Source organism: Pseudomonas sp. SbOxS1 (genome assembly GCF_013416725.1).
In the GTDB taxonomy this organism is placed as follows: Bacteria; Pseudomonadota; Gammaproteobacteria; order Pseudomonadales; family Pseudomonadaceae; genus Aquipseudomonas.
Genome location: NZ_JAAVXC010000051.1, coordinates 1 through 13,282 on the forward strand (window position 1 = coordinate 1; position 13,282 = coordinate 13,282).

The window sequence follows — 13,282 nt, forward strand, 5'->3', positions numbered from 1 at the left end:
TCTTGGATCTTGTGTCGGGCTGGCGGGCCTCTTCGCTGGCAAGCCAGCTCCTACAAAAATCATGCGACCTGTAGGAGCCGGCTTGCCGGCGAAGGTGGTCTTGGATCTTGTGTCGGGCTTGCGGGCCTCTTCGCTGGCAAGCCAGCTCCTACAAAAAATCATGCGACCTGTAGGAGCCGGCTTGCCGGCGAAGGTGGTCTTGGATCTTGTGTCGGGCTTACGGGCCTCTTCGCTGGCAAGCCAGCTCCTACAAAAAATCATGCGACCTGTAGGAGCCGGCTTGCCGGCGAAGGCGGTCTTGGATCTTGTGTCGGGCTTGCGGGCCTCTTCGCTGGCAAGCCAGCTCCTACAAAAACCATGCGACCTGTAGGAGCCGGCTTGCCGGCGAAGGCGGTCTTGGATCTTGTGTCGGGCTGTCGGGCCTCTTCGCTGGCAAGCCAGCTCCTACAAAAACCATGCGCACGCGATAACCATGTACACGCGATTGATTTGCGGCGCCTCGACGCACAAAAAACATGTGGCCTCTGGGTTGGTCACACCCGGACTCAAACCTTTTCAACGTGAAATTTTCTGCGCACTAGCCTTACCCTTTTCGACCGACAAAAGGAGGGCAACGGATTGCCCATTCGTTCGCACGCCAACCATCTACGCTCCGGACGTTACTCGCAGTCAGGACAGATATACCTGCTCACCGCCGTTACCCGTCTGCGCGAACCGATCTTCAGTGACTGGCGCATTGGACGTTTGATGGTGGAGCAATTTCGTCAGGCGCAGAACGAGGAGCAGGCAAATTCCCTGGCCTGGGTGGTGATGCCCGACCACTTTCACTGGCTGGTCGAGCTGCAGAACAACTCGTTGCCAGGCTTGATGAGGGCGACCAAATCCCGATGCGCGAGAGCCGTGAATGCCCGTTTGGGTCGCACGGGGCAGATATGGCAGAAAGGCTTCCATGACCGGGCGATTCGTCGCGAAGAGGATTTACGCGCCGTGGCGCGTTACATCATTGCCAATCCATTGCGGGCAGGGCTGGCCAGGCGGGTACAAGATTATCCATTGTGGGACGCCATTTGGTTGTAGGAGCCGGCTTTGAATTTTGTGTCGGGCTCGCGGGCCCCTTCGCTGGCAAGCCAGCTCCTACAAAAAACATGGGACCTGTAGGAGCCGGCTTGCCGGCGAAGGCGGTTTTGAATCTTGTGTTGGGCTGGCGGGTCCCTTCGCTGGCAAGCCAGCTCTACAAGGGCATACGCGTTATACAGGGGTGTCGGCGTTACAGCTTTTGCAGCTCCTGAGCAACGATGGCCACGGTCTCGGCGATTTGCTCGGGGGTGTGCAGGCACGAGACGAAGAAGCGCACGCGGGCGGCTTTTTCCGGGACGGCCGGGTGCAGGATCGGTTGGGCGTTGATGCCGCGTTTGGCCAGGGCGCCAGACAACTGCGTGGCCTTGAGCGAACTGCCGGTGATCACCGGAATCACCGCCAGCCCGGTACTGGTGCCGGTGTCCAGCCCTGCCTCACGGGCCAGGGCGAGGAACTGTTGGCCGCGCGCCTGCAAGGTCGCCACGCGCTCGGCGTCGTGGGCCATGCAGCGCACTGCCGCGAGTGCCGCCGCCGCCACCGAGGCCGGCATGCCGACGCTGTAGAGAAACCCCGGCGCCATGAACTTCAGGTGTTCGACCAGGGCTGATTCGCCGGCAATGTAGCCACCGCAACTGGCCAGGGTCTTGCTCAGGGTGCCCATCCAGATGTCGACGTCAGAACCCGCCAGGCCGAAGTGCTCGCGAATGCCCTTGCCGTTGGCCCCCATCACGCCCAGCGAGTGGGCCTCGTCGACCATCAGGAACACCTTGTGCTTATTCCTCAGCTCGACGAAGCGCGGCAGGTCCGGGTAGTCGCCGTCCATGCTGTAGATGCCTTCGAGCACCACCAGCACCCGCTCGAAATGCTGGCGTTGATCGCCCAGCAGACGGTCGAAGGCTTCGACGTCGTTGTGGGCAAAGCTCAAGCGACGCGCGCCGGACAACTGGATGCCTTGCAGCACGCTGTTGTGGATAAGTTCGTCGTGGATCACCAGGTCGCGCGGGCCGAACAGGTAGCCGATGGTGGTGACGTTGGTGGCATGCCCACTGACAAAGGTCACGGCGTCATCCACCTCGTACAGCCGGGCCAGTTCGGCCTCCAGCTCGCGATGGATCGGCCGGTCGCCGGACACCAGGCGACTGGCCGACACCGAGGTGCCGTAGTGATCGATGGCCGCCTTGGCCGCCTCGGCGACCACCGGGTGACCGGAGTAACCCAGGTAGTTGTAGCTGGCGAAGTTGACGAAGCGCTGGCCCTGGATCGTCGTTTCGGCGCCCGCCAGGCTTTCATGCAGCTTGAAGAACGGGTTGGCCAGGCCAAAGCGTGCCGCACCGTCATGCATGATCCGCAGTTGCTGGTAACCGGGATGCTGATCGAAGCGATAGAACTGCTCCGGCACCGCCCGCGCGTTGCGGCTCACATCCGCCAACGACGCCGGCGGCGCCCCATCGCCGCTCTGCCGCTGGCGCCGCTCCAGGGCTTGCTGGATCAGCTTGTCTTTCATCGAAGCGCCAAGCCCTGGTGAACTTTTAGAGGTCATAGTCAATTGATCAAACGGGAAAGTTGGGAATCAGGGTCGCGCGCGCCCTGGCGGACCTGGGCCGGTTCAGCCTCGGACAGTTCGACGCCATGGCGTGCCAGGGTCTGCGCCTGCAGGTTGTCTTCGGTAACGGGCGCAGCCTCGGCATCCTGGTTGCCGCGCAGCAGTTCAAGAATGCGCACGGTCAATTTGGCGATGCTGGAGGTTTCGCTCAGCTCCATCACCGGCAGGCGAATGCCGAAGCGCTCCTCGACCGCCACCACCAGCTCCACACTCATCAACGAGTCCAGCCCCAGTTCCTGCAACGGTCGGCTGCTGTCGAGCTTGCTGGTCGGCATGCGCAGGATCTCGCTGATTTCCTGCTTGAGCATTTCGGCAAACAGTTCGGTGAGTTCCTGGTCGTCCATCTCCAGCAACAGGCGCTGGATATCATCGACGTTGCTCTCTTCCTCCTGCTCGCCACTGTGCAGCCGTGCCAGTTCACTGAACTTCGGCGAACCGGCGGCCGGCAGGAAGCGCGACAGGGCTTTCCAGTCGAGCTCCAGCACACCCAACCCGGAGCGCTGTTGCAGCAGCAGGCGCTCCAGGGTGTCAAGGGCCGCTTGCGACTGCAAGGCGGCGCCGCCCATGCGACTTTGCAGGGCTTCCTTGACGTCCTGGTTGCGCGCGAGGAAACCGGCATCGTCGATCGCCCCCCACAGCACCGCCGTGGCCGGCAGCCCTTGCAGCAGGCGATGACGGGCCAGGGCTTCGAGCCAATGGTTGGCCGCCACGTAGTTGGCCTGCCCCGGGTTGCCGAACAGGGTGGTCGCCGAGGAGAACAGCACGAAGAAGTCCAGCGCCAGGTGCGCGGTCAGTTCGTGCAGGTACTGCGCGCCCTTGGCCTTGGGTTCTAGCACCCGTTGCAATTGCGCCTGGGTCAGGTTGCGGATCAGCCCGTCTTCGAACACGGTGGCCGCATGCACCACGCCACGCAACGGCGCCTTGGAAGTTTCGATACTGGCCAGCACGCTGCGCAACTGGGCGATGTCGGTGATGTCGCAGGCCAGCGCCTGGACCTCGATGCCCTGCTCGCGCCAGGCCGCCAGCGCCGGTAGCGCTTCTTCGGTGGCCGCGCCGCGACGGCCCAGCAACGCCAGGTGACGAGCGCCCTTGTCCACCAGCCATTGCGCGGTACGCAGGCCGAAACCGCTGAGCCCGCCGGTCACCAGGTAGGTGCCGTCGGCCGCCAGTTGCAAGGCCTGCGCCTGGGCCAGCGGTGCGTGGAACACCTGCTGGATCGGCGTGCGGTAGGTGACGACGATCTTGCCGATCTGCCGCGCCTGCTGCATGTAGCGGAACGACTCGACCACGTCGTTGGCGTCGAACTCACGGTACGGCAGCGGGCTGAGGATGCCGTCGCGGAACAGCTGCATCATGTCGCCGAACAGGCGACGGGTCAGGTCCGGACGCTCGCTCATCAGCTGGTCGGCGTCGATGCCGAAGTAGCTGATGTTGTTGCGGAACGGCCGCAGGCCGATCTTGGTGTTCTGGTAGAAGTCGCGCTTGCCCAGTTCGAGGAAGCGGCCGAATGGCTTGAGCACCTGCAGGTTGCGGTTGATCGCCTCGCCCGCCAGGGAATTGAGCACCACGTCGACGCCACGGCCGGCGGTGATCGCCAGGATCTCGTCGGCAAACGCCAGCGAGCGTGAATCGAACACATGCTCGACGCCAAGCAAGCGCAGGAAGTCGCGTTTTTCGTCGCTGCCGGCGGTGGCGTAGATCTCGGCCCCGCACCATTTGGCGATCTGGATCGCGGCAATGCCGACACCGCCCGCGGCGCCGTGGATGAGAATTTTCTCGCCCGGTTCCAGGCGCGCCAGGTGATGCAGCGCGTAGTACACGGTGAAGAAGGTGCTCGGGATGGTCGCCGCCGCCTCGAAGGACATGCCCTCGGGGATCCGCGCCACTGCATTGGCATTGGTGACCAGGCGATTGGCGAAACTCGACGGACCAAAGCCGACGACCCGGTCGCCCGGCTGGAAGTCACCTTCCACCTGCGCGCCCTTGGCGCGCACGACACCGGCGAATTCAAAGCCCAGGGTCGGGCCGGAGAAGCCGTTCTCGATGGCTTCGTCGGACAACAGGCCGAGGGCATACATCACGTCGCGGAAGTTCAGGCCGGTGGCCTGGACTTCGATGTCCAGTTCATCGCCCGCCGGCAACAACGGCTCGTGGGCTTCCCAGCGCAGGTTGCGCAATTGGCCCGGCAGTTCGAAGCCAAGGCTGACCTGGGTCGCAGTCTGTTGTTCGGCGCCGGCCTCCAACTGATCAGGACGCACCCGCAGGCGAGCCACGTAACGATCGCCGTCGGCACTGATGGCCAGTTCGGTTTCGTCATCGGCATTGAGCAAGGCCGGCAGCAACGCGTCGACCCCGGCCCCTTCGGCCAGGTCCAGCAGGCGCACGCGGCAACCCACGGTTTCGTTGGCGAGGGTGCGACCAAAGCCCCACAACGCCGCATCGGCGACGGATGCCAGGTCACCTGCGACCTGTGCCGCGGCCGGCAACAAATGCACCGCCGCACCACGGGTCAGCAGCCAGCAATCGGGGCTGATGCCCACCTGCTCGCACGCCTGGGTCAGTGCCGCGGCCAACATGCAGCGCCGCGCCTGGTCGTCCAGGCCGTGGCTGCCGAACAGGCCGCTGAGCAACAGCAGGTGCTGCGGCGCCGCCGTGGCGCGCAGTTGCTCGGCCAGGTCCTGGGCCGACGCTGGCGCCAGCCAGTCAACGCTTTGCCCCTGCTCGCGCAGGGCGGCGGCCAGTTGCTGGGCGAAGGCGTGTTCCGCGCCCTGCTCATCGGCCACCAGTAACCAACGCTGTGCCAGCAGTGGCTGCGGTTCGAATGCCGCCGCCGCTTCGGCTTCGCCCACCAGCACGTAGCTGCCGCTGGACATGCCTGGGCTCAATTCCAGCGCCTCGCTGACGCTCAGGCCGTGACGACGCAGTTCCTGTTGCCAGAAGCCCGGGCGCTGCTGCACCGACAAACTGCCCTGGTCCTGCCCGGCCAGCCACCACGAAGGTTGCGCACCGAAGACGAAATCCGCCCAACGGGCCGGATGCTGCGCCAACAGCATCAACTGGCCACCGGCCGACAAGCGCGCCGCGCCATGACTAAGGCCCGCGCTGATGGCTTGCAACGGCGCCAGGTCGCTGGCGACCAGCACCAGGTCGAAACCCTGGGCGGGTACCGCTGGCAGTTGCGCGGCGTCGCCGAGGCTGAGCAGGCGCAGGTCCGGGAAGTCGGCTTGCAGCAAGCTGGCCGGGTCCAGGTCGTCGGCGCTGTACTGGTAGTCGACACGGTCGAAGTCCAGCTGTGCACAGAGCTGCGCGGCGAAGGGCGCGCCACCGAAGCCAAGTTCGAGGATGCGCAGGCGCTGGCCTGCCGGCAATACGGCCAGGCGTTGTTCGATGTGGCTTTTGATCGCGTCCAGCAAGGCGTGGTAGCCGCTGGCGCCGAGCACCTGGCGGGCCAACTGGGCCGGCGAGGTTTCACGGGGCAGCAGCGTTTCGATCTGCACCGCACCGCTCAGCAGGTCCTGCAGGTGAATGCCGATACGGCCCACCGAGTGCACGATCTGGAAGTGCTCGGGATAACTGCGGAACAGTTCCTGCCAGATGTCCTGGGCACTTGGCTGCTCGCCCTGATCGGCCAGCTGCCAGCTGTCGCCGCTGGCAATCAGGCTGCCGTCGTCCAGCGCCTGCTGCAGCAGGTGATCGAGGTAGCCCGAGAAGCCTTGCGCCTCGGCCTGCCAGGTCGACCGTTGCGCGCCGGTGAGGCGGCCGCCGAGGGACTCGATGGCCTCCAGCACGAAGCTGCCGCACAGGCTGTCCAGCAGTGGATCGACTTCCTGGCTGTAACGCACCAGGGTCGGTTCATCGCTTACCAACGCCAGGCTGTGCGCCAGGGCGCTGTGCAATGGCGAGGCCGCTTGCGATAGCCCGCGGGCAGCCAATGGATAAGGTTTGGCGATACCGGCGAAATCCACCAGTTTCAGGTCGCCGCTGCGATCCTTGTGCAACTTGACCGCACGGAAGCGCGCGTCCTTGATGCACACCACCGCACGCCCCTCGGCATCGTACAGGGTGAAGTCGGCCAGCAGCGAATGCTCCGAACGGCGCACCAGGCGCACCTTGGCCAGGCACGGAGGCAGGCTGCCCGCGGCGAAGTTGATGCGCCCCAGTTTCACCGGAATGAACGCCAGGCCGTTACGCGCCTTCGGATCGCGACTGAGCAACTGGGTGATCAGCTGGAACGCGCTGTCCAGCAGCGCCGGATGCAGGTGCAGGGCCGCCAGTTCCGAAGCGATGACGCTCGGGGCGCTGAGCTGCGCCAGCACCTGGTCACCGTCGATCCAGCCGGCTTCGATGGCCTGGTAGGCCGGGCCATAATTCAGGCCGACCGCCGTGGTCAGTTGCAAATGTTCGTTACGGGTGAAATCCGCGGCGCGGTCCGGCAGCGCTGGCGCCGCTTCGTTGAGCAGCACACCACGGGCCTCGCCCGGCAGGCGGGCAACCACGTGGCGGGCCCAGGGTTCTTCCTGGGAGGTGCTGCGCGAAACGATCGACACCGTGCCGTCGCTGCTGTCGATCTGCACGCGCACGCGCTTGCTCGATTCGGCGTGCAGCACCAGCGGGCTGTGAATCTCAAGCTCTTCGATGTCGACGAACTCACCCGGCTGGTAGCACTGTGCGGCCGCCAGCACCAGCTCGGTGAAACCGGCGCCAGGGAACAGCACGGCATCGCCGACCTTGTGGTCTTCCAGGGACGGGAACAGTTGCGTGTCCAGGCGATTGTCCCAGGTCAGCTCGTGACCGGGTACCGCATGGCCCAGCAGCGGATGCACGCGATCGTGGTACAGCGTGCGCGCCGACTCCGGCGTGTCGCCGTGCCAGTGACGCTCGCGCTGCCAAGCGTAGTTGGGCAAACGCACGAAGCGCCCGGTGCTCGGGAACAGGCACGCCAGGTCGGTTTCAGCGCCACTGATCAGCACCTTGGCCACCGCTCGGGTGACCATCGGCGCGGCGTCGTCATGGCGCTTGAGCGTGGCGATGACCACGCCCTGTTGCTCGCGTGCCGCCAGGGCATCGCTGACATAGCTGCGCAGGATCGGGTGCGGACCGACTTCGACGAAGACGTTGTAGCCCTGCTCGCACAGGGTCTCGCTGGCGGACTGGAACAGCACCGGGAAACGGATGTTCTGCCACCAGTACTCGGCGTCCAGGCGCTCACCCTCGAGCAAGCCACCGGTGACCGTGGAATACATCGGGATGCGGCTGGCGCGCGGCGCGATATCGCGCAACGCCTCGACCACCTGTTCGGCGATCACGTTCATGGCTGGCGAATGGAAGGCGTAGTCCAGGCCCAGGCGGCGCACGAACACCTGGCGCTCGGTCAGCGCCTGTTCCAGACGCTCAAGCCCGGCCACGGAGCCGGCCACGGTGGCGCCCTTGAAGCTATTTTCGCCGGCCACGACCACATCATCCAGGCCCAGCTCCAGCAACAGGTTCGCGGTGTCACTGCCCGACAGGCCCACGGCGGACATCTGCCCGGACCCGGCGGTCAGCCCCTGCAGGCGACTGCGGTGGTAGATCACGCGGGTCGCGTCGACCAGGCTCAGGGCGCCAGATGCCCAGGCGGCTGCCACTTCACCAACGCTGTGGCCCATCACCACCTGCGGCACCACGCCTTTGCTTTCCAGCATGCGGGTCACGCCCACTTGCAGCGCGAACAGCGCCGGCTGAGCCAGTTCGGTCAGGTGATAACGCTCCTGGCCGTACTCGCCCGCCAGTTCCTTGATCAGCGAATAGCCGGCCAGCGGCTGGAACAGCGCGTCGACTTCCGCCACCGCGGCCTGGAACACGGCATCGGCGAGCAGCGCCTTGCCCATGCCCTGCCACTGCGAGCCATTGCCGGAGTACACGAACACCGGGCCCTTGGCCTGATCCAGCGCGCGACCGCTTTCGACCACCGAGCTCAAGGCCGAAACAGCCGGGTCCAGCGCGAAGTCCAGCAGCGCCTGGGCGCCTTGCTGTTGATCGGCCTCGAACACCACCACACGCTGCGGATGCAGGTCGCGACGCATCATTGCCTGGTACGCCACGTCATACAGGCCGGCTGCCGGGTGATCGCCCAGGTGCTGGGCGATGCTTTCGGCCATGGCCGCCAAGCCGGCGCTGTCCTTGGCCGTGACCATCAACGGCACCGGGCCTGCCTGGGCAACCGGTGCTACAGCCTGGGGCGTGTGGCTTTGCAGGATGACGTGGGCGTTGGCGCCGCCGAAACCGAAGGAGTTGACCCCCACCACCAGCGTGCCGTCCGGCTTGAGGGCGTGGTTGCGGGTGGCGACGTTGAGGTTGAGGTCGGCGAACGGAATACGCGGGTTGAGGTTCTTGATGCCGATGGTGGCCGGCACCTGGCGTTCGGTGACGCAGTACAGCGCCTTCATCAAGCCGGCCACGCCGGACGCGGCCTCCAGGTGACCGATGTTGCTCTTGACCGAGCCGATCAACAACGGCTTGTCCGCCCCGCGAGCCTGGCCCAGCGCCAGGCCGATGGCGCGGCTTTCGATCGGATCGCCCACCGGCGTGCCCGTACCGTGCGCCTCCAGGTAATCGATGTCGGCCGGCGAGATCCCGGCGCTGGCGTAGGCCTGGGTCATCAACGCCGCCTGCGCATCGGCGCTGGGCACGGTCAACCCGGACTTGCGCCCGTCGGTGTTGACCGCACTGCCGGCAACGACGGCGAGGATCTGGTTGCCATCGGCCACCGCCTTGTCGTAATCCTTGAGGTAGAACAGCCCTGCCCCTTCGGAGCGCACATAACCGTCACCGGCTTCGTCGAACACGTTGCAGCGGCCTTTACGCGACAGCATCGAGGCCTTGGAGAAGATCAGGAAACCGAACGGGTGCAGGTGCAGGCTGATACCGCCGGCCAGTGCCTGGTCGATATCGCCGCTTTGAATGGCCTGGCAGGCCTGGTGGAACGCCACCAACGAGGAGGAACACGCAGTATCGACCGCCATGCTCGGGCCGTGCAGGTCATAAAAGTACGACAGGCGATTGGCCGCGATGCTGAAGGTGTTGCCCGTGGCCGTCGAGGCGTCCACCAGCGACAGGTCGTGGGACAGGCGATAGGCATAGTCGGTGCTGGCAATGCCCAGGAAGACCCCGCAATTGCTGCCGCGCACGCTCGACGGTTTTACCCCGGCGTTCTCGAACACTTCCCATCCCAGTTCCAGCAACAGGCGCTGTTGGGGGTCCATGATTGCCGCTTCGCGGGGAGAAATGCTGAAGAAACCGGCGTCGAAGGTGGAGATGTCACCCAGCGTACCGGCCGCCAGGGTGTAGGCGGTGCCAGGGTTGGCCTTGTCGGGGTGGAAAAACGCATCGCGGGACCAGCGGGACGGGTCGACCTGCGTGATGAAGTCGTGCCCTTCCAGCAGGTTCTGCCAAAAAGTTGCGGAAGTGGAGCCGGGAAAACGGAACGAAGCCCCAATAATTGCAACTTTTCTACGCATGATTTTCTCCACCTTTTTATATTCTCAACGGTACCAACATCACTTCGTGCGATGGGTGCGTCGAACGCCCTCATGGGTTCAACATAACGTTGAGAAACTTGCTAAATTCCGTTGGGTAGCGACTCTATATTTATTGTTAGGAGTACTTTTCTGCCCGGCATCGACGCCCGCATCCCCTCAAGGATGAGCCACTAAAGCGCCAGCGCCAGGGGCGCAAAATCATACGCTGAGCGCCTGCCGAGGGAAACCCTTACAAACCGTTACATTGCGACCCGTCGTCGCATATTCACCCTTGATGATCGACGCCTGGCACCAGGAAAAAATAAATTCAATAAAAGCGCTGCACGGCCGACAACCTGTCAAAGCCTTGCGGATTAAACAAGCCATGCGTAATAACCAGCCCATTACTCAACGCGAACGGACCTTCCCGGCTCAGCAACGGTTGATTTCCACCACCGATGCCAAGGGCATGATCACCTACTGCAATGACGCTTTCGTCGAGATCAGCGGGTTTTCACGTGAGGAACTGATCCGGGCGCCGCACAACCAGGTGCGTCACCCTGACGTGCCCGCCGCGGTCTTCGCGCACATGTGGGGCACACTCAAACAAGGCTTGCCATGGATGGGCATTGTCAAGAATCGCTGCAAGAACGGTGACCACTACTGGGTTAACGCCTATGTGACGCCGGTCTTCGAAGGCAATCAGGTCATCGGTTACGAGTCGGTGCGGGTCAAGCCCACCGCCGAACAGATTCGCCGCGCCGAAGCGCTCTACCAACGCATCAACCAGGGCAAGCCAGCCATCCCCGCCACTGATAAATGGTTGCCGGTGCTGCAGGATTGGCTGCCTTTCATTCTGGTCAGCCAGTTGAGCTTCATGATCGGCGCGACGCTGAACTCGCAGTGGGGCTTTGCCCTGGCGGCGGCGCTTTCGGTGCCGTTGGGCCTGTTGGGCCTGGGCTGGCAGCAACGCGGCATCAAGCGTTTGCTGCGCCTGGCCGAGCAAACCACGTCCGACCCGCTGATCGCGCAGATGTACACCGACAGCCGCGGTGCCCAGGCCCGCCTGGAAATGTCGATCCTCAGCCAGGAAGCCCGCCTGAAAACCTGCCTGACCCGCCTGCAGGACACCGCCGAGCACCTGACCGACCAGGCGAAGCAGTCCGACGCCCTGGCGCACAACAGCTCCAGCGGCCTGGAACGCCAGCGCGTGGAGACCGAACAGGTGGCCACCGCCGTCAACCAGATGGCCGCCACCACCCAGGAAGTCGCCAGCCACGTGCAACGCACCGCTGACGCTACCCAGGAAGCCAACCGCCTGACCGGTCGTGGTCGCGACATCGCCGGGGAAACCCGTGAAGCCATTCAGCGCCTGTCGGTGGTGGTGGGCGAGACCGGCCTGACCGTGACGCAACTGGCCAAGGACAGCAACGAAATCGGCGGCGTGGTCGACGTGATCAAAGGCATCGCCGACCAGACCAACCTGCTGGCGCTAAACGCAGCCATCGAAGCGGCGCGCGCCGGCGAGATGGGCCGTGGTTTTGCGGTAGTGGCCGACGAAGTTCGCCAACTGGCCCAACGCACCAGCGAATCCACTGGGCAGATCCACGCCCTGATCGCCAAGCTCCAGCAAACCGCGGGCACCGCGGTGCAGACCATGGAAGCCGGGCATCGCCAGGCCGAAGAAGGCGTGGCGCGGGTGCTGGAAGCGGATCAGGCCCTGGTGGGGATCAGCGAGGCGGTGGCCAACATCACCGACATGACCACCCAGATCGCCGCCGCAACCGAAGAGCAAAGCGCCGTGGCCGAAGAAATCAGCCGCAATATCAGCAACATCTCGGCACTGGCGGACCAGACCTCGGAACAGGCGCAGAACTCGGCTTTGCTGAGTGAAGAGCTGACCAAGACGGCGAATACGCAGTATTCGTTGGTGGAGCGGTTTAATCGCTGACCTGAGCCCTCCCTTCTCCTGATCATTCCCACGCGTGCAACAAGGAATGCACTGAGTGACGCCCTGCGACAACTCCAAAGGCGGAACGCGGAGCGTCCCGGGCTGCATTCCCACGCAGAGCGTGGGAACGATCTGGGTGCGAGCCTGTTGATCGTTCCCACGCGCAGCAACGGAATGCATCCCCTCACGCTCTGCATCACCTCCAAGGGCGGAACGCGGAGCGTCCCTGGCGGCATTACTTTGCGCGCGCGGGAATGATCGGGTTGGGAGGCTGTTGATCGTTCCCATGCTCCGCGTGGGAATGCAGCCCGGGACGCTCTGCGTCCCAGTCGCGCCGCAGTTTGCAGTGGTGCACGTCAATACCAGCGCTGAATCTCGATCAACCCGTCCATCCCCACATAGTTCCTCGCACTGGAGTAACGCCAGTGCTCCGGCAAATCCACATACCCTCGTTTCACCGGGTTGTTGTGGATGTACTCGAGCTTCTGGCGCATCACCGACTCACTGAAAACCATTTCCGCATGCGAACCCTCCTGCCACAGCTGATAAACCCGATCCCGCTTGTGCGCCCGCTTGCTGAAACGCAACCGCTGTAAGGCTCTATCCGCACCTTTGCTTTGCAGGTCATTGATGATCTGTCTTGCGGTGAAGGATTTGAACTGGTTCAGGCATTTGCCCAGGTCAGGTGCCTGGGCAACGAAGTGCAGATGGTTTTCGAGGATCACGTAACCGAACAACTGCAGGCTGTGGTGGGTTTGCTGGTAACGCCAGCAGTCCAGCAGGTGGTCGACGATGTAGGGGCGGATGAACAGCGGTAGCCATTCCATGAGGGTGCAGGTGAGGAAGTGGGGCTTGTCAGGCTCGGTGATGGAGTAACGGCTTCGACCCATGCGATTCGTCCTTGAATCTTGCAGTGCGATGGAAATGGAACGCGGAGCGTCCCTGGCGGCATTCCCACGCAGAGCGTGGGAACGATCAGGGTGCGTGGTGACGAGACGGTTATGCAAGTGGCTGAACGCGATGGTGCAGGTAGGAAATTTCTGCAGGCGGGCCTGGTAGTCACTGATCGTTCCCACGCTCTGCGTGGGAATGCCTCAACGGACGCTCCGCGTTCGGCTCTTGATTTGGGACGCGGAGCGTCCCGGGCTGCATTCC

At 64.0% G+C, this 13,282-nt stretch carries 5 protein-coding genes and 1 pseudogene; 3 read left to right on the forward strand and 3 right to left on the reverse strand.

Annotated features, from left to right (window positions below):
• Positions 1 to 370 (forward strand): annotated as a pseudogene (locus HFK74_RS33010) (hypothetical protein); the annotation flags it as partial.
• Positions 371 to 618: 248 nt separating this feature from the next.
• A complete protein-coding gene (locus HFK74_RS30410; protein ID WP_180206771.1) occupies positions 619 to 1,077 on the forward strand; it encodes a transposase in 459 nt (152 codons plus the stop codon).
• 190 nt (positions 1,078 to 1,267) lie between these two features.
• On the opposite strand, the gene HFK74_RS30415 is transcribed toward HFK74_RS30410, so the two are convergent.
• Both HFK74_RS30415 and HFK74_RS30420 read right to left on the reverse strand, forming a co-directional pair.
• Positions 1,268 to 2,617 carry an aminotransferase class I/II-fold pyridoxal phosphate-dependent enzyme gene (locus HFK74_RS30415; protein WP_180206772.1) on the reverse strand — a complete coding sequence of 450 codons (1,350 nt, stop codon included), beginning with the start codon at positions 2,615 to 2,617 and terminating at the stop codon, positions 1,268 to 1,270.
• A 2-nt stretch (positions 2,618 to 2,619) separates the two neighbouring features.
• Positions 2,620 to 10,176 carry a type I polyketide synthase gene (locus HFK74_RS30420; protein ID WP_180206773.1) on the reverse strand — a complete coding sequence of 2,519 codons (7,557 nt, stop codon included), beginning with the start codon at positions 10,174 to 10,176 and terminating at the stop codon, positions 2,620 to 2,622.
• Between the two features lie 385 nt (positions 10,177 to 10,561).
• On the opposite strand from HFK74_RS30420, the gene HFK74_RS30425 reads away from it, so the two are divergent.
• Positions 10,562 to 12,127, forward strand: a complete 1,566-nt coding sequence (locus HFK74_RS30425) for a PAS domain-containing methyl-accepting chemotaxis protein (protein WP_180206774.1) — start codon at positions 10,562 to 10,564, stop codon at positions 12,125 to 12,127.
• 356 nt (positions 12,128 to 12,483) lie between these two features.
• On the opposite strand, the gene HFK74_RS30430 is transcribed toward HFK74_RS30425, so the two are convergent.
• Positions 12,484 to 13,017: a transposase gene (locus HFK74_RS30430; protein ID WP_180206775.1), complete on the reverse strand. Its 534-nt coding sequence runs from the start codon at positions 13,015 to 13,017 to the stop codon at positions 12,484 to 12,486.
• Positions 13,018 to 13,282: the final 265 nt, after the last annotated feature.

Excerpts from the sequence above, each read along its gene's own strand:
- HFK74_RS30420 (WP_180206773.1), bottom strand. The coding sequence starts at position 10,176 with ATGCGTAGAAAAGTTGCAATTATTGGGGCTTCGTTCCGTTTTCCCGGC.
- HFK74_RS30430 (WP_180206775.1), bottom strand. The coding sequence starts at position 13,017 with ATGGGTCGAAGCCGTTACTCCATCACCGAGCCTGACAAGCCCCACTTC.
- HFK74_RS30425 (WP_180206774.1), top strand. The coding sequence starts at position 10,562 with ATGCGTAATAACCAGCCCATTACTCAACGCGAACGGACCTTCCCGGCT.
- HFK74_RS30415 (WP_180206772.1), bottom strand. The coding sequence starts at position 2,617 with ATGACCTCTAAAAGTTCACCAGGGCTTGGCGCTTCGATGAAAGACAAG.